The following is an 18,394-nucleotide window of genomic DNA, read 5'->3' on the forward strand; positions in this document are numbered from 1 at the left end:
ATGGGTAATCAAAACGGCTTAAGTACAATATGCGGTAATTACCCATTCTCCATTACAAACTCATATAATCTCATAATACCATATTATTTCACCCTTTTTGAATCATGCATTGCCTTTATTATTCTCTCTGCAATCATGTTATGCGATTCACTCATCTTAAAAGAAGCAATTCGGCTTAGTGTTTTACCGTATAATTTACTTCGTCTTTCAAAAAGCTTGTCAACTGTTAAAGTCATTTTATCTTGGAACATGCCTTCCATTTCGTCAATGTTGCTTTGGAAATTTGTCAAACGAGAGACCGTAAGCGTAATATCCGAAGAATGAATCGCCACCAAAACAACTGAAAGGGCAATGATGATGCCATCGGGTATTGGAGCAAAAGCTCGTTCATAAAGCGGAATCAAATATTTCATAATGATAATTGACCCTAGCCCAAATCCGATGGAAGTAATTACACTTGTCCTGCCGTTTAGATTCAGTGGCACATTACTATAATCCCACCATCTTGCATGAAACTTTTTTTCAAGAATATATGATGTTGGATACTCTAATATCATACTAACGAAAAATCCAATAATAAATATCATCCACCATGAAAGTTGATGAACTATCCCAAGCGAAATAAGATCATAAAATAATAATCCTATGGTTGCGCCAAAACCGTATATGGGACATAAGGGACCGTACAAAAAACCTCGATTTTGCCATTTCCTTTCTTTGGCTGTGCAATATATGCTTTCCCATATCCAGCCTAGGACACTAAAAACAAAATATGCTATTAAATATCTATTTAATTCCATAAATCTCATTATATCATAAATAATAAACCGGATAAATCAGCGGTTGCCGGTTTGTTGGCGCCCAAAGAGTGTCCATATTGTCAAAAAAAGGAAAGTAGTAGTATAATAACCCTTATGAACAGTTGTGATTATCGTATTTTTTGGGAAGAAACCGTTAAACAATTAAAGAATGAAATAGGTGAGCAGGAAATATCTATGTGGTTCTCACGTATTGTCTACGAGAGAGCTTCGGATACAACTATCGTTCTATCGGTTCCTTCCGAATTTTACCGCGATAATGTGCGGCAGCGATATGAACTCTTTATCGAAAAAAAATTATTGGAGCTGCTTGGCTCTCGTATCAACATTGAATTTGAAATAAAAGTTCCGGAGAATACGGATAACCACTCATCACCTAAAAAAAATGCGCATACACCGGCAGCATTTTCAGCAGCAACTCCTCATAACCCGCAAAAAACGGCAGTACCCGAAGAAAAAAAGAAGCATCCCCTTTTGAATGAGCGCTATACGTTCGATAAATTCGTTATCGATGCGGATAACCCGCTTCCCGCGAATGCTGCGATTGCCGTTTCGAAGAATCCCGGAACAGCCTATAACCCGTTGTTAATTTACGGCGGCGTAGGGTTGGGTAAAACACACCTGATGCAGGCGATTGGTAATGCGCTCTATCAAAGTACCAATCTGAAGATTTTATATGCACCTGCCGAAACCTTTACGAACGAATATATTGCTCATGTGAATAAAAATAAAATGCATGAATTTAAAAACAAGTACCGCAATGCGGATGTTCTGCTGCTTGATGATATTCACTTTTTGGAAAAAAAAGAAAGCACACAGGAAGAATTGTTCCACACTTTTAACGCTCTCTACGAAAGCAACAAACAAATCGTATTTACCTGCGACCGTCCGGTAGAAGAGTTGAAAAACTTAACAGACAGGCTTCGTTCCCGCTTTACCCGCGGTTTGAGCATCGACTTAAAGATACCTTCGTATGAGACTCGTTGTGCCATTTTATTTAAAAAGCTTCAGGATGAGCATTTTTCCATTCCCGACGAGGTAGTACACCTGATTGCAAAGAATATTTCTTCCAATGTCCGAGATTTGGAAAGTGCGCTTACGAAATTGGAAGCGTATTCGGAACTTACCGGCCCCATTACGCTTGAAAATGCGCAGCAGCTTTTACAGGATACGTTTGGATCTCCCCGCCAGCATAATATTACACTCGACACGATTCTAAAAATCGTCGCGGACTACTTCAGCATTTCGTATATCGATTTGAAAGGGAAAAAGCGGACTAAGAATATCTCTTTCCCGCGACAGGTTGCAATGTACCTCGCCCGGGAAATGACAGAGTTTTCTACCACGGAAATCGGTGTCGAATTAGGCGGACGGGACCATTCGACGATTATGCACGGACACCAAAAAATAGAAACGCAGACAGCGCTTGAGCCTTCGCTCGAGGTTACCATCGCCGAACTGAAAAAACGTATCACCAACGCCAATCAATAATGCCAAGAAAATGTTTGGCAAAATCCGGATTCTATGGTATACTGATAATGTATGACTTATGCATCTTTGTCTGCAACGCTCTCAATGCCATACACAACGGAAGATGGAAATGCTTCTTCCGATATTGTGGTGTTCGATAAAGACGAACACGCGGTAATCGAACAGATTCTAAAAAGCTTACAAGCTTATGCCCCCGGGGTACTGAGCAACATTGCAAACTGTATTACAACATTAGAACAAGTGGCGGTGGCTGTCTCCCGCTATCCCTCAATACAACGCAGCACTGTCCTTGCAGGTGAACATCGATCGGCAGAAACATTGATTGATACCCTGTGCAGCAGCGCTCCCGCTTCCCGTTTGCTGACATTACCGACAAAGGTTATCCTCGGTAAAAGCTTTCTGATTGCCAAATTTCAAACTTTTTCCGCACTTACTAAAATAGCGATGAATGCTTTTTTTGAAGAAAAAGATATACAAGCGCTGCGGCGGATTACACTTCGCGCTATGTTCGCTCTTATGGCGGAGGATGTGTATACGATGCTTCTTGATAATGCCGACCTTCAGCATGAAACACGAAAAGATATAGCGGAGTTATTAACCGAACTATGGGAACATCGGCTGGATGAGCACTCCTCATCGTTTGCACTTGTCTTACACAAGGTCTGGACAGCGCGGAACAAACTTGCGCCGAACTTCGGCAGTATGCTCGGCGTAAGCGAACTCTTTCTTCTTTCAATGGAGCTGGATGAATCGTGGGAACGGTTTATGATTGCAAAGTTGGAGTATCCGGAGATCGGCCAAGCATTGGAAGAATTCTTATTCGGCATCTCGTATGAAAAGATCAATTTTATCCGAAATGTTTTGAAGGAAAGGAAAGCTTCCGCTCTCAGCAGAGACGAGGCATACAAGCTACTCGGCTTCAAGCGAGAGTTTCCAAGGGATGATCCGCGCGGTTTCTATACTTCGTTTATTGAGCGAAAAAGCAATGCCGAATCGCGGCGGAGGCTCCAAGTACCCGGCCCCAAGCGGACGCTCGAAGACCTCTACATTCAGTTTATCTTTGAAGAAGGCCTGAGCGATAAATAATCCCCCCCTGCACAGCATATTGCCGGCAGGTATTAACCCCGCCGCACGAATCAACACTACAGCTGCTACAGCGCAAGTTTTAAGTCGCCGTCTTTAATCCATCCGATTTTCCGTAACGGTACGGTAAAAAGGAGCGTTAGTACGGCGGGGGCGATAAAGTGCAGCAGCAAGATGGAAAGATAGATGCTCGCAGCGCTGCGGCCGGTCTGCTCCATCGCTGTCAGTGCGCCGATTTGCCCCACCAATCCGCAGGTTCCCATACCGGAGCCGATGGGAGTATTTTCCAGTTTTAACAGTATCGTCGAAATCGGCCCCAGTACGGCGGAAGCGGCGATCGGCGGTATCCATATTCGGGGATTCTTAATAATATTCGGCATGTGGAGCATACTGGTACCGATGCCGACTGCAACGCTGCCTCCGAAGCCGTTATCCCGATAGCTCATCACCGCAAAACCGATCATTTGAGCACAGCATCCCGCCGCCGCCGCTCCCCCTGCAAGCCCCGAAAGAGAAAGCATCATACAAAGCGCCGCGCTGCTAATCGGCAGCGTGAGAATAATCCCGACCAATACCGCAAGGCAGATACCCATCAAGAACGGACGCAGGGTTGTCGCTGTCATAATGACGCCGCCGAGCCAATTCATACAGGCAGACATATACGGCCCGAAAAAAACAGCTATTACGCTGCCGGAAAGGATGGTTACCGTCGGCGTTACGATGAGGTCGACCTTTGTCTCTTTAGAAACCAGTTTTCCCAGTTCGGTACCGACAATGGCGGAAATAAAGGCGCCGACTGCGCCGCCGAACATATTACCGGCATACCCGACAATAGCAGCAGAGAACAAAACAAAGGTATGCGCTTTAAGCGAATGCGCAACGGCGATACCGATGGCAGCGCCAGTCATATCGCGGCATATCGGCCAGATGGTATCGGTCAAGAAGGCAATATGCAGCTGCTGTCCTACAGTCCTCAGGATTGTTCCGACAAGCAGGGATGAAAAGAGTCCCATCGCCATAGCGCTCATCGCATCAATAAAATACCGCTTACCGGAAATCTCTATATCTTTCTTTTTTAAGAAAAGCTGTAATTTGTTCATATCGATACAAATCTCCTTATTCGTGCCAAGGGTTTAATCCCCGGCGATATTGTTTATCGGGATAGGATAGACCGCTTGTACGGCGGCAGAAAAAGCGCCGGTGCGTCCCCGTATCAGCTGATAGAATTGCAGTTTGCCGGTACCGACAGACGGTTTACCGGTCTCGATAGGCGGTTTACCGGTACCGATGGAGAGAATAGCAAAGCCGCCGTAGGATTTACCGCGGGGACGCAAGGGGCTGCCCGGATTGATAGCTGTAACGCAGCCAAATCTTGCGATACTTTGAATATGCGTGTGCCCGTATACGGCGATTGTGCAGCCGAGGCTTTCGGCTGTCATGCTCAGTTTACGTCCGTCAAGTTCAACATGATGCAGATGCCCGTGCGCCAATAAAATATGCTGTCCTGCAATCATCTTTTGCTGATATACCGGCAGCCCGAACGGTTTCGGATTTTTGCTATCGGGGAAAATCGGCGGATAAAGCTGACTGTCGCAGTTCCCCTGTGCCATAATAATAACCGGCGGAATGGTTATCCGACCGGCAGCAGCTTCGCGTACAACGGTTATGATGTCTTGAGCGCCGTCTCCGGCAAAGAGGCAGGCTTGGCATTCCTCGCTAAAAGCCGATAAAATCCACCGCACTGCATCTACGGCTCCATGCGTGTCGGAAAGCAACAAGACAGAAGCAGTATCCGCATATTGCAGCCGGTTATAGAAAGCGGCATCGGCGATAACGCCGTTTTCGCAGCGGGTAAAACGGTTCATTGTTTTTCCCCTACGGCGCTTCCCCGCTCTCCGGTTACTGCGGCGCCCGTTTCCGGTTCCGTACCATCTGCCGCCCCGCCGGACGAAGGCGGTGATAAAATAAGATAGTTATACGAGCTGATATTCAGTTCCGGGTCTTTATACGGATGCAGTGCATACGGCGTACCGCCCCATGCCGCTATCCCCTGCTCTTTTAGCATGGCTGCCGTTGTTGCAACCGCCCGCGCAAACCGCGGAAACGGCTCCTGTTCCGGCAATTCATTGATTTGCTCTACAGCGGTTACGGCACAGAGCACCAGCGTCTGTACATCATGCGCAGGGATATTCACCGCCCTGTCGGCCTTTGCAAACGAGTCGGGCAGTTCAAAGTCCACAACAACATCGCTGTAGGCTTCGAGCGGCAAAATCTCTTCTACCGGCAACAGGGAAAAAATATGCAAGTCAGGGTATTTTTCTTTAGCGATACGCAGTATACGGGCGCCGCCTTCGGGAATACCGATAGAAATAAGCGCCTCAACAGGCTGTGCCGCAAGCCGTTCAGTAATCATGGAAAGCCGCGGCTGTTTTGTCTTTGCGGTCATATCGCTGTAGCTTAAAATATGCAGGTTCACCTTTAGACTTTCCGCCGTATAAATATTCGAAAGATAGGTAAATAAATCGGAATACTGATAAAAATCTTTTCCCAGCACAAATAGCAGAGGATGAGCAATGTCCTTCTTTTGATAAGATTGATTGCGTGAACCGCTTTTCCCACCACAAGAAGCAGTTCCGACGATTAGTGCGGTAATTAAAATTATCAAGCCGATACAAATAACGGTTTGTGTAAAACGGCGCATTACAAAACAGTTCCCCAAATACGATGGATGCGCTGCAACCGAGGAGGATGTATCAGTATTTTTTTTCATAATTAAATACGCGGCATTTAATTTGAGGCCGCAATTCCTTTTAAAAAATTACGTAGCATAAAAGCAATCAGCATGGTTCCTAAAATCATAATGAGGGAAAGTGCGTTGATTACCGGAGAAATACCGTACCGAACCATCGAAAACACATAGAGCGGCAGCGTCGTGGAACCGGGGCCGGACACAAAAAAGGTTATCACAAAGTCTTCAAGCGACAGCGTAACCGACATAAAAAAGCCGGATAAAATCGCCGGAAAAATTGCGGGAATTATAACCTTGAACAAGGTCTGCCGCTCCGTTGCGCCGAGGTCGCGTGCGGCTTCGACAATTGAAAAATCGAACTCTTCAAGACGGGCAAGCACCAACAAAAACACAAAGGGCAAACAGAAAGTGATATGTGCGATAATAATAGAAAGAAAGCCGAGCGGTATGTTGATTGCCGAAAAGAAAATCAGCGTAGACATACCGATGACAACTTCCGGCAGCACCATCGGAAGAATACTCACCGCTTGTACATACCCTCTACCCCGAAACCGATACCACTGTACGCCAAGCCCCGCAAACGTACCGATAATAACGGAACACAATGCCGAAACAAAGGCAATAAATATGCTGTGCCAAAATGAAGTCCACAATTTTTCAGATTCTAAGAAAAGCGCGGCATACCATTTAAGTGAAAAGCCCGACCATACGACCGCCTTACCTTCGTTAAAAGAAAACACTGCAATAATTACAAGTGGCAAAAACAAAAACAATAGTACAAACACCAGCACTGTAGAGGAGAACCAAGAGCTGTTAAGATTCTTATATGCGCGCCGTGCATGACGCGCCGGTTCGGATTCCCGCTTGCGCTTCCCGAATTTCTGAATTAACCGCCGGTACGGGCTTTTTGCTAAACTATGCCGATAGGGAACCGGCAACGCTTGCTGTTGTAAATCTTGCGGTATATCAGACATGCTCACTCCTCGTTCTTCACTATTTTGCGGCTTGCTTTTCTTGCTTAAAGCTGGCGTACATCATCCAGAGAACACCGGCGGCACTGACGGCGGTAATAAGCACCGAAAAGGCAGAGGCAAGCGGCCAGTTGCGGATCTTCGTTACCTGATCGACAATCAAATTACCGAGCATATAAGAGTCCTTTCCACCGACAAGGAGCGGTACGGTGTACGAGCCGAATACCGGAATAAAGGTAAAGATAACGGCGGTCATGATTCCGGCACGGATATTCGGCAGCATGACCTTAAAGATAGCCTCTGTTTTGGTAGCGCCAAGATCTCGTGCGGCTTCCAACAGTGAAAAGTCAAACTTGTCGATAGCCGAAAAAATCGGAAAAACCGCATACGGGATAAACATATATACCAACACAAGAATGACTGCTTGCTGATTGTACAAAAACGGAATGCTTTCCGTAATGAGATGCATCTTTTTCAAAAGCCCGTTAAGAAAGCCTTGAGTACCGAGTATCGAAATCCACGCATTGATTCTGATGAGCGAGTTTGTCCAAAAAGGAATGATAATCAAAAACAAAAAGAACAGCTGATGCTTACTGCGCGCAATTGCATATCCGGCAGGAAGCGCAAGCATGATACAAATGAGCGTTACGGCAATACTGACACAGAACGTCCGCACAAATAATAGCCCGTAGCTTGCAGTAAAAAGCTGAATATAGGCGCTGAACGTGAAATGCCGCACAACTCCGCCGTACAGTCCTTTTTGAAGAAAACTATACACGCCGATGATGAGAAGCGGCAGCACAAAAAAGACGGTAAACCATGCCGCCATCGGAAAGGTATACAAAAAGGCGTACCGCCGCCGGGAATGATCCTGCACCATAGTCTGATATACCTTTATGTTAAATCTTCGACGATGTAGCCGTCATTAGCTGCCCACGAAACATATACCGTATCCTTCCATTCAATTTCAGGCCCGTCTTCAAGATAGTTTTGATGCTGCTTAAAAACCTGCACAACCGTACCGCATTCCAGTTTTACAAAAAACTTAGACTGAAAGCCGGAATACACCGGTTCTTCAACCTCGCCGCGGAAAACATTCAATTCTTTTGTCGAAGAGGACGGCTTTTCCAACGAAATACGGATTTTTTCCGGCCGCACGGTAAAGCATACGGGCTGCCCCGCCTTAGTTTTATCGTAGTCGGTGATCTTAACCGAAGTTCCCAACGCCGGAGTGTCAAGCGTAACCATAAAGCCGTCCGTATGCGGCTCGCACGCAACTACGGTTGCATCAAAGAGGTTTGTTTCGCCGATAAACTTTGCAACAAAAGCTGTGGCAGGCTGTTCGTAAATTTCATACGGACTGCCGATTTGCAGCACCTTGCCCTGATTCATCACCGCAATGCGATCGGAAACGGAAAGCGCTTCACTTTGATCATGGGTTACAAAAATAAAGGTAATACCGATTTGATCGTGCAGTTTATCAAGCTCAATTAAAAGATTAGCCCGCAGCTTAGCATCTAATGCGGAAAGCGGTTCATCCAGCAGCAGTACCCGCGGTTCGTTAATCAGCGCACGGGCAATCGCAACCCGCTGCTTCTGCCCGCCGGAAAGCTGAGACGGCTTTTTGTAGATATGTGCATCGAGCTGCACTAAATGCAGGTATTCTTTAACCCGCCGGTCAATTTCGTCCTGCGGGCGCTTACGAATTCTGAGCGGAAAGGCGATGTTTTCATACACGGACAGGTGCGGAAAAAGCGCGTAGGTTTGAAAGACGGTATTCGATTGCCGTTTATGGGCTTCTATGCCGACAATATTTTGCCCGTCAAAGGTGATAACTCCCGAATCAGGCTGTTCAAATCCGGCAATAATGCGCAGCAACGTTGTTTTCCCACAACCGGAAGGCCCCAATAGCGAGAAAAACTCCCCGCGCTTAATGTGAATAACGGCATTATCCACCGCATGAAAATCTCCAAATGTTTTTGAAACATTTTCGATTGAAACTTCGCACCCTTTCACTGACGCATCGCGCCCCCTTCAACTCGTTATAGGGCACCTCTAAAAACGTTTAACCGATAGCCGGACTTTTAAAGATGACCTACTATATTTGAAGCATTTAGCGGTTTATGTCAATATGCGGGATGGGGTAAACACAGCATTACTTAATTGCTTCTACTTCCTGCTTGCTGAGTGTTCAAGTTTCATACAGTATACCGCACTTACCGCCGTTTTGTAAGGGATACTTTTTAGTTGGTAATATGTATGTACTGCGTGCCGCCTTCCGGGGGAAGGCGGCTGCCGACAGTGATTGCTGTACCCTATAGGGTTAGTCTGCAACAAAATTGTTAGGGTTATTGCACGGTCCTTCAATTACAGAGCCACCCGAACCGGCATAATGGTATTCAATCGTGCCTCCCGTCCAGTTAAATGAATTAGGGTCAGTCATTGGATTTGCGTTATATACAGCGATCCCTTTTTTAGGAGTATCTTTTACTCTATTAAGAGAAAGTTGTCCTTGTTTTAACTCAAGTTTTCCGCCGGATGCAATATAAACACCGCCGCCCTTAGTCGCTTCACAAAGACGGATATAAGTTTTATTATTATTATCAGTAGTATTATAACCATCGATCGTGAGGGTACCGCCTGCACCGATATAGACCCCTCCTCCCCAACAGCCATAGACCAGACTTTTGCAGTCCGATATTTGAGTTTTGCCTTTCATCGTAACGGTTCCCTTGTATATGGCAATTCCGGCTCCATGTTTCGTACCGTTTCCGGAGGTGTAACAGCTTGTAATACTAACATTTTCCAGCGTAAGCGATTTATTAGAGCCATCGTTTTCCAACAGGATACCGCCGCCGCCTTTCCCATCTGAAGCCTGTCCTTTTTCTAACTCCATATTTTTAATGGTAAGCTTCCCCCCATTTTTAATGGTAAAGATTCTGCATTCTTGGTTGGCAGCAAGTGAGACATGTTCCGATGCTACTCCTATGAGGGTTATTGTTTTGTTGTCTACTGTAATTGTATCAGTAGCACTATTGGCATAGCAAACATCGCTAACATAAATAACATCATTATTGTTTGCGTTGTTGATTGCGGCTTTTAATTTCGCCCAGTTTTGCCTGTTTGTATCGTATGGAGTAGTATCCACCTGCTGCCGTATAAGACCTGCTTCATTTACACAGTAAGCCTTATTTGAGTCGCGTGTTACAGTAAATTTAAAATAATTTTCGGCTACATTTGTAGTGTTATCTGCCGGGTTTTCTAATACCTGTATGTCAGGATTGGAAACTGTAGGATAGCTTTCAGGCGTTATACGGGCAACGTGTTGATACTCGAGCTTTTCGGCAATGGTGATTTTTGCCCCATTTGTAAGGTATACGTCGTTTTTGCCCTTACCATTTGCATCGGAACCGGTAGAGGAGGTAACGTCTGCATATCCTTTCATTGTAAACACGGCTCCGGCACCCACATACACAGCGCCGCCGGTTCCTGTATGACCCGCAAGGGGTTTGCAATTTTCGATTGTACCGCCTGTCATATTGAATGTGCCTTTTGTAGCAGATGTCCCGCCGGATACATACACGCCGACGCCTCGGCTCGGCCTAAAATCAGATGCTTGGGTTGTACAATCCTTAATGGTGCCGCCCGACATATTGAATGTTCCTTGTTCACCGATAAGAACCCCTGCTCCGCAGTTTTTTTCTACTTCATAGATAATGTTTTCCTCTATAGTGCCGCCCGTAAAATTAACGGTACCTTTTTCTACATAGATACCGCCGCCGCCGACATCTTTGTTTCCGCCGAAATAGGTGCTTTTCGCCGCATGGTTGGCTTTTATTGTTCCGCCTGAAATATCTGCTACTCCGTGTTCGTCAACATAAATACCGCCTCCCAAGCATTTTGCTTTATTACCCGATATTTCACCGCTTTCCATTTTAAATATTCCTTGGTTGGTTGCACCGGAGCCTTTTACATACACGCCTGCCATGCTGGTCGCCTGATTATCTTTTATAGAGCCACCTTTTAAGATAAAAGTTCCGCCTTCTATCTCTACGCCGGCACTTCCGCCACCGTTTACATAATTATTGCAGATTGAACCGTTCTCCATGGTAAAAGTTCCGCCCTTAACCTCTACGGCATGGGCAAAGTTTCTAATTTCCGTAGTATTGCCCTTAATGGTTACGGTTCCGCCGTTTTGTTGTATGCCGCAAATAAATGTGTTAGCGTCAGGTGTATGAGTACCCGTTTTATTCGCTTTGAAGATAACGGAGTCGAGGGTAAGCGTTCCTGCTGTTTTAATAAGATACTGATAAGCGCTGGGGGATACTCGTTTTTCCTCTATTACCGCAGGCGTATCCTTCCGTAACGATTCTATTGTTACCTTTTTACCGCTTGCAATATCGAGTGTAGTATTTTCCTCAATCGTTCCGTCTACAAAAATAGTATATGCCGTGCCGGTGGCTGTACACTGGCTCAAGGCGTTGGAAACGGTTTTATACGGCTTTTGCTTTGAACCGGTTCCCGTGCTGTCATTGCCCTCAGCCGCGCCCGGTATACCATTATACCAATCAGCGGTTGTTCCGCGGACATAGATATTGGGAGACTTAAATTCCGCCTTTATTTCAGCATTACTTCCAACTACATAAGAAAGCGATGCATTGGCTGGATTCGAAACGCTCGCTCCGCTCCATCGTTTAAACGTGTAACCCGAAGCAGCCGTTGCCGTTGCCGTGATTGTTGCTCCAATTTCAGCTTTTACGGTAACTGCAGCCGAATTGTTGTTGCTTACAGAACCGATGCCTGCTCCCGTTGTGTTTGTTACCTTGATTGTTCCGCCGCCTACCGCCGATTCGTCGTCGGAACTTTTTGCCGTAAAGGTTACCGTATAAGACTTCCGTTTAATGTGCACTTTGTATTCATTTTGCAGCCCTGCCTTTTCTACGGTAAAGGTTACAAGCGTTTCTCCTCCTACGGTGGGAAGCGTTACCATTGTTCCCGTATGGGCGGTACCGTTTACTTTTACCGTAACCGTTGCATCGGGTTCAGACGTATAAGTAAAGCTCATAGAGGGTGGACTAAGCTGTGCTGCAAAAATATAATATTCAGTAGTACTGGAGCTAAAGACTTCGTCCTCAGTGTCCGCTGCATTGCTAAACAGCACCGGTGTACTGCCGGAGGAAAAAGCTAAGCTATTGAGTACCGGCAGGTCGGTAACGGTACTTTGCGTGGTAATCTTATAATAAAGTGTGCGTTCGGCACCCGTTTCAAAACCGTCTGCTTCCGCCCGTACGGTAAGTGTATACTCCGCTTCGGTTCTTCCCGTTTGAATGGGTAAGGAGATATCCACTCCGCTTCCGGCTCCGCTTGCTGTAAGCGGACTTGCAGAACTTCCTGTAGTGGTTTCCGTCAGCGTATAATAAACAGTTGCATTCGCTGTAGCACAGGTAAGGCGCAGCGTTGCCTGTTTGTGTTCTTCGTCTACACGTATCGTATGCGGAGCCGTTTTGGTATTGTCGCTGTTTACATCCGCCGTACTGCTGCCCTTTACAAGGCTGATTTGAACGGGAGCCGGTCTATTCGGTTTTGTACTTGCCTTCAATACTCCTGAAACCAAGCCCTCTGCGTCTGCAAGGCGAATCGTATAGTCTTTTTTAGCAGCTCCATCTTTTACTTCCACATCAGTTTTGTAGTACAGCACCCATCCGCCTGTAGGAATCTCATCGGCATCGGGAGCGGTGAGCTTTGTTACATCGGAAAGCGTAATAAAAGAATCGGATTCCGGTTTTATAAATTTCTTTTCTGCCTCGTTTACCGAAAAGGCATAGGGTGTTTCGTTTATTTCAACATGCGCAAGGTCTTTATGTAAAAGCCCGCCGGCTACCGTCTTACTCATATCGGTCTCCGGCACCGTGATACATAGTACGTAATACGAAGGCGTACCGGTTGTCTTTGCAACGGCGAAAGTCGGTTTCGGAGGCGGGGTATTCGCTTTTACATTGAGTGTAAATGTTTTCGAAAACTTTCTCCCGTCTTCGGGATACAGCGTAATCGTCGGTCCGATATTTTTTTTGCCGTATTCGTGCTTCTGTAAAAATACTGCTTTGTATTTCAGCGTTAATTGACTAGGTGAATCTTGTGTCAGTTCATAATCATCGGGTTGTTTTGGGGCGCTTGTTGTTGTGCCTTCAACGTCTGCGGGAAAAACGACAATATCGGCAGGGGCGCCTGCATCTTGCGGCAGCTGAAACTTGACATTTTTGGGATTACGGACGGTAAGGGTTACCGTTACATCACGTAATGAAGGAATACTCTCTATGGTATCTTTATCGGCGTGCACTGTGATTGCAGGGTCAAAGCTATAGCGGGTAATCGCAGCCTCCGTCGACCAATACTCCAAATACTCTTCTATATTTGCAGTAAACTGATTACAGGATGTAAATAAAAAGGTTAAAAATATTCCAGTTATAATGGTATAAAATTTCCGCATACATTCCTCCGCTTTTAGGATAAGGAATTATTAAAACTGATAATGAAAAGCAACCGTATTATGGCTTGAGTATGTACCATTTTTATAGAGATGACAAGTACGATTGCTATTCCACCTTGTCAAAAATCCTAGACAAGAACGGAGAAATATTATACAGTATGTACCTGTCGATTAACAATTTTACTATTTTATTAATCGCTTTATTTATAATTAATATAGTAAAGAGGAGTGTAACATGACGTTAAAACAGAAAATCATCATACTCAGTTGTAGTATTGCCCTAATCGCAGGTGCGCCTCTTTTTGCAAAACCGAAAGCGGTTTCCGTTGCGGTCTTTGTACCCGGAATTGTTAAAGGGAATCCGACGTACGAATTGCTCGTAGAGGGTGTACAGGATGCAAAAGCTCAACTGGGCAAAAAGGGGAAGCCGGTTACCGTCAAGGTTGTAGAAGGCGGTGTTAATCAGGGAGAATGGCAAAACGGGTTGACGGCGCTTGCCTTAAGCAAAAAGTATGATCTCATTATCAGTTCCAATCCTTCGTTGCCGGCAATCGCGGAAAAAGTGCTGCAAGCCGCGCCCAAACAAAAATTCTTGCTGTTGGACGGCTACCTTGCCGGAAACGCTCAAATAAAAACAGTCGGATTTAATCAGTACGAACAGGGTTACCTCAACGGTTACTACGCCGCGCTCATCAGCAGCAGTTCGATGAAGAATGCAAACGCTGCGTATAAGATCGGCCTTCTCGCCGGACAGGAATTCCCTGTTATGAACGACAAAATACGGAAAGGCTACTTGGACGGAGCAAAAGCCGTCAATAAAAACTTTGAGCTCGATTTCCGTGTCCTCGGTAATTGGTATGACGCCGCTAAAGCCTCCGAGCTTGCCGCTTCGATGATTAAAAACAATGTTGATGTGATCCTAACAATCTGCGGCGGTGGAAATGCAGGCGTTGTGGCAGCCGCCCGGGAACACGGCGCATACGTGATGTGGTTTGACCGGCCGGGCTATTCCTACGGCAAAGACATTGTTGTCGGTTCAACGGAAATCAGCCAAAAGGCAGCCTGTACCGACTCCGTGATTGCCTTTGTGGAAGGACGTTTGGAATTCGGCACATCGGCAGAACTCGGCATAAAAGACGGCGCGGTAAACTTTGCCTTTGAAGGTGTGCCTTCCGCCGTACCGGCAGACATTACTCAAAAAGTAAAACAACTGATAGACGGCGTTAAAACCGGAGCATTGACCTTATCCGGTAATTAGGATGCCTTTGTGTTTTCGACGGAAAACTTACGCTTTACGTTTCCGGAAAACGGTATCACCGCTGTAGACGGGGTAAGCATTGCGTTTGAGGCAGGCAAGATACATGCGCTGTTAGGCGAAAACGGCGCGGGAAAGTCAACGCTTGCCCGCCTCTGTACCGGTCATTTACAGCCGGACAGCGGACGCATCCTTTACAATGGTGAAGCGCTGAACTTACGTTCCGCTGCGGACGGTATTGCACGGAGGCTCGTGCTGACGCCGCAGCATCCGCAGCTTTCGGCGGAGCTTACGGTATGGGAAAATCTTGCAATCGGATTACACACCGAAAAAGATATCGCCGCCAACATTCTTTCGCCCCAAAAAACTCAAAATGCAATTGCGGCGGCGCTCGCCCGCTACGGTATCGTGCTGCCGCTCACCCAAAAAGCGGAGACGCTCGATACGGCTCAGCTGCACTGGGCGGCAATCGGGGAAGCGCTGCTTAAAAATCCTTCCGTGTTCTTCTTAGACGAACCGTCCGCCTCCTTTAGTCCGCAGGAAATTACCCAGCTGTACGGCATACTCCGCAGCTGCGCGGACAGGGGCGCATGTATTATCGTAGTAACACACCGCATTCAAGAAGTGTTGAGCTTTATGGACACGGTGCATATTCTGCGGAACGGTAAAACGGTCTGGAACGGTTCTATCGATTCTACCGTAAATGCAAACCTCCTGCTGCAAGAAATTTTCGGTTCCGAACAGACGGAATGGACTGCCGCAGAAGTACAATCGAATACTCCGCCGATTCAAGCCAATACCGGTACAGCCGCCGGGTCATCAAACACTAATACTTCATCGTATACAAATACACCGCAACCCGACACGGTATCTCCGACATCGCAGTTTCAGGCTTCTTCGTCAAAACCGGCGGCGGGACTGACTGTTTCGCACGTTGCCGCCGTCAGCAGCAGAGGAGTCCGCTTTTCGGATTTTTCGATCGATGTTCCGCACGGGAAGATAACCGGAGTCGTCGGCATAAAAAAACAGGGACTGGAGCTTTTGGAGTATTTACTGGTCAACACGCTCAAGCCGGACAGCGGTACTATCCGGTTTGACGGGAAGCCCCTGAGCCGCATACCGCGCGAAACTTACGCCTACATCCCCAGCAAGCGGATGAGGAACGGCATTGCCGGCAGACACAGCATTGCGGAAAACCTCTATGTCCGCGCGCGAGCCTCGCTGTACCGCTTCGGTATTTACTCCCCTGCGGCGGTTGAAGCATGGAAGCGCAGCTGTTCATTCGATATTCCCCGTTCGTGGAAAGATTCGGTGTTGAGCTTATCGGGCGGTATGATTCAAAAACTGATTTTCAGCCGCGAACTCGACAATCCACCGCCGCAGTTGGTTATCTGTGCCGAACCCTATTGGGGGCTGGACAGGAAGGTACAGCTTGCGCTGCTGCAGCGGCTCCGCAATCTCGCTGAAAAAGGGGCGTCGGTTATCGTGCTCACCTCTGACGTAGACGCCGCGCTTGAAACCTGCGACCGTATTCATGTATTATACCGCGGCGTCCTGACCCGCTTTATGGAACGTTCCGCATATAACCGCGCGGAAATCATTGCGGCGATGATGCAGGCGAGTAAAGATGAATAAAGATACGCAACAACACCGTTTCAAAAAAGCTGCCCCGCTTTTAAACAGTATTATTTCGGTAACGGCAAGCGCAGCCGCAGCGGCAATCTGTTTGGCGGCGCAGAGTGAAGAACCGCTCGAAACGCTCATCGCGTTTTTTATCTCCCCTTTTACCAACACGTTTTATTTCGGCAATATGCTCGACCAAGCCTCCCTCATTTTGCTCTGCGCGATGGGGTTTATCCTTCCGGCAAAAGCAGGCTTTTTCAACCTCGGTGGCGAGGGGCAAGCGTATCTCGCTTCGTTTATCGCGGTAGAATTCGCATTGTTGACACCTCAGTTCCCGCAGCCCTTCGGACTTATCGCCGGATGTATACTCGCGGCTCTTTGCTCCGGCGTTTTAGGTTTTATTTCCGCTTTTTTGAAGCAATTTCTCGGCATTACCGAACTGATCAGCACCTATTTATTATCGTGCGCACTGCTCCCGCTCATCGACTACGGCGTGAATGACATATTCAGGGATCCTGCAAGCAATCTGATGGCAACCCCATATACAACCGAAGCGTGGTTCTTCACTTCTTTTTGGAATCCTTCGACATTGAATAGCAGCATCTTTTTTACGGTGATCATAACGGCGCTGCTTTTCTGGATGTTCAAGCGTACCCGCTACGGCTACGAACTCGGATTAACCGGCAATAACCGCGCTTTCGCACAATCCCAAGGAATTAAGGTCGGCTTGATTTCAGTCTTGGCGCTGACATTCGGCGCAGCAGCCCACGGACTTGCGGGCGCATTCAGCGTATACGGCTCGCGGCACTATGTTTATGCGGGCATTACGTCGGGACTGGGTTGGAGCGGCATCTCCGCCGCGCTTATCGGGCGCAATCATCCGTTGGGGGCGGTATTCGGAGCGCTGTTTTTTGCGTGGATGGAAGCAGGCGGCAAAGCTGCGATGCTCCAGACAAGCACCTCCTTTGACCTTTCGTCAATTGTACAGGGGATTGCGTTTATATTGATAACGGTTGATTTTTTCCGGCAAAAACGAGGGAGAAAACCTTTATGATAACCGCGATTACTTTGATTGCACAAGCCGCGCCGCTGCTGATTGCCGCCTGTGCCGCTCTCGTTTCGGAATATGCAGGGCTGTTGAACGTCGGAATAGAAGGACTGATGCTTTTAAGCGCCTTTACGGGAATCGGCGGCATCCTGCTAACCGAAAGCCTCGGCGGTCTTATTCCGGGGCTTGCCGTCTCGCTTGCGTTGGGTGCAGGGTTGAGTATGTTTATTACCTATCTTGCTATCTATCGTAAGGCAAATATCTACATAGTCGGACTTGCGGTAAACTTAACCGCTGCAGGCTTTGTTTCCATACTGAGCACACGGTTTTTCGGTAACCGGAGTATCGTTGCGCTGCCGCCGGAGCTGCTGCTTCAGCCGCAGCTCGTCAAAACGGCGAGCGCGGCGCTCGCCGTTTTGACCGGCCTCGGACTTGCGCTCTTTTGCCGCTACACCAAAACAGGCTTGCGGATAAAGATACTCGGAAAAGATTCTGCATTTTTGGATTCGATTGGGGTGCATACCGCACGGTTAAAGATAGCGGCAATGGGTATGTCCGGGGCGGCGGCGGCGTTGGCAGGCTGCCTGTTATCCCTCCAGCTGGGAGCCTTTGTTCCAAACCAAAGCGCCGGCAAGGGGTGGATTGCACTCGTGCTTGCGTATGCAGGCGGACGCTCCGTTATCGGAACAATCTGTGCCGCGCTGCTGTTCGTCTATCTTGAAAATACCATCGCGGCGGCACAGATCGGTATGGAACATCCGGCACTCTTGATTGGGCTGCCTTTCGTGCTCGGCCTCTTCCTGATTATCGCCGAAAAGCTGATTATCCGAATATGGAAGCGGTATAGAGGGAAATGACATCCGTACCTG

14 protein-coding genes are annotated in these 18,394 nt (G+C 47.3%); 6 read left to right on the forward strand and 8 right to left on the reverse strand.

The window, feature by feature from the left end:
* Positions 1-83: 83 nt before the first annotated feature.
* Positions 84-800, reverse strand: coding sequence for a putative ABC transporter permease (locus HGH47_RS03470; protein ID WP_253675754.1), 717 nt, complete (start codon positions 798-800; stop codon positions 84-86).
* A 114-nt stretch (positions 801-914) separates the two neighbouring features.
* On the opposite strand from HGH47_RS03470, the gene dnaA reads away from it, so the two are divergent.
* On the forward strand, positions 915-2,309 hold the full coding sequence (gene dnaA, locus HGH47_RS03475; protein WP_212565551.1) for a chromosomal replication initiator protein DnaA: 1,395 nt from the start codon (positions 915-917) through the stop codon (positions 2,307-2,309).
* Positions 2,310-2,360: 51 nt separating this feature from the next.
* Entirely contained in the window at positions 2,361-3,395 is a 1,035-nt protein-coding gene (locus HGH47_RS03480; protein ID WP_212565552.1) for a hypothetical protein, read from the forward strand.
* Positions 3,396-3,460: 65 nt separating this feature from the next.
* On the opposite strand, the gene HGH47_RS03485 is transcribed toward HGH47_RS03480, so the two are convergent.
* From HGH47_RS03485 to HGH47_RS03515, 7 genes are all read right to left on the reverse strand, one after another.
* Positions 3,461-4,492: a PTS transporter subunit IIC gene (locus HGH47_RS03485; protein ID WP_212565553.1), complete on the reverse strand. Its 1,032-nt coding sequence runs from the start codon at positions 4,490-4,492 to the stop codon at positions 3,461-3,463.
* A 33-nt stretch (positions 4,493-4,525) separates the two neighbouring features.
* Positions 4,526-5,257, reverse strand: coding sequence for a YfcE family phosphodiesterase (locus tag HGH47_RS03490; RefSeq protein ID WP_212565554.1), 732 nt, complete (start codon positions 5,255-5,257; stop codon positions 4,526-4,528).
* Positions 5,254-6,162 carry a hypothetical protein gene (locus tag HGH47_RS03495; RefSeq protein ID WP_212565555.1) on the reverse strand — a complete coding sequence of 303 codons (909 nt, stop codon included), beginning with the start codon at positions 6,160-6,162 and terminating at the stop codon, positions 5,254-5,256. The genes HGH47_RS03490 and HGH47_RS03495 overlap by 4 nt, the downstream gene beginning before the upstream one ends.
* Before the next feature lie 17 nt (positions 6,163-6,179).
* Positions 6,180-7,115 (reverse strand): ABC transporter permease, encoded by a 936-nt coding sequence (locus HGH47_RS03500; protein ID WP_016522970.1) that lies wholly within the window; start codon positions 7,113-7,115, stop codon positions 6,180-6,182.
* A gap of 19 nt (positions 7,116-7,134) precedes the next feature.
* On the reverse strand, positions 7,135-7,992 hold the full coding sequence (locus tag HGH47_RS03505) for an ABC transporter permease (protein WP_432910406.1): 858 nt from the start codon (positions 7,990-7,992) through the stop codon (positions 7,135-7,137).
* A 14-nt stretch (positions 7,993-8,006) separates the two neighbouring features.
* Entirely contained in the window at positions 8,007-9,128 is a 1,122-nt protein-coding gene (locus HGH47_RS03510) for an ABC transporter ATP-binding protein (protein ID WP_432910409.1), read from the reverse strand.
* Positions 9,129-9,435: 307 nt separating this feature from the next.
* Positions 9,436-13,599, reverse strand: coding sequence for an InlB B-repeat-containing protein (locus tag HGH47_RS03515; RefSeq protein WP_432910411.1), 4,164 nt, complete (start codon positions 13,597-13,599; stop codon positions 9,436-9,438).
* A 235-nt stretch (positions 13,600-13,834) separates the two neighbouring features.
* On the opposite strand from HGH47_RS03515, the gene HGH47_RS03520 reads away from it, so the two are divergent.
* From HGH47_RS03520 to HGH47_RS03535, 4 genes are read left to right on the forward strand one after another with little or no spacing between them, the layout of a single operon-like run.
* The gene (locus HGH47_RS03520; protein WP_432910414.1) at positions 13,835-14,857 is read left to right on the forward strand and encodes a BMP family ABC transporter substrate-binding protein; all 1,023 of its coding nucleotides are present in this window, start codon (positions 13,835-13,837) and stop codon (positions 14,855-14,857) included.
* 9 nt (positions 14,858-14,866) lie between these two features.
* On the forward strand, positions 14,867-16,489 hold the full coding sequence (locus tag HGH47_RS03525) for an ATP-binding cassette domain-containing protein (protein ID WP_432910417.1): 1,623 nt from the start codon (positions 14,867-14,869) through the stop codon (positions 16,487-16,489).
* Entirely contained in the window at positions 16,482-17,531 is a 1,050-nt protein-coding gene (locus tag HGH47_RS03530; protein ID WP_432910419.1) for an ABC transporter permease, read from the forward strand. The genes HGH47_RS03525 and HGH47_RS03530 overlap by 8 nt, the downstream gene beginning before the upstream one ends.
* The gene (locus HGH47_RS03535) at positions 17,528-18,382 is read left to right on the forward strand and encodes an ABC transporter permease subunit (RefSeq protein ID WP_212565562.1); all 855 of its coding nucleotides are present in this window, start codon (positions 17,528-17,530) and stop codon (positions 18,380-18,382) included. Before HGH47_RS03530 ends, HGH47_RS03535 begins: the two co-directional genes overlap by 4 nt.
* Positions 18,383-18,394: the final 12 nt, after the last annotated feature.

Source organism: Treponema sp. OMZ 805, assembly GCF_050937395.1.
Taxonomy (GTDB): domain Bacteria; phylum Spirochaetota; class Spirochaetia; order Treponematales; family Treponemataceae; genus Treponema.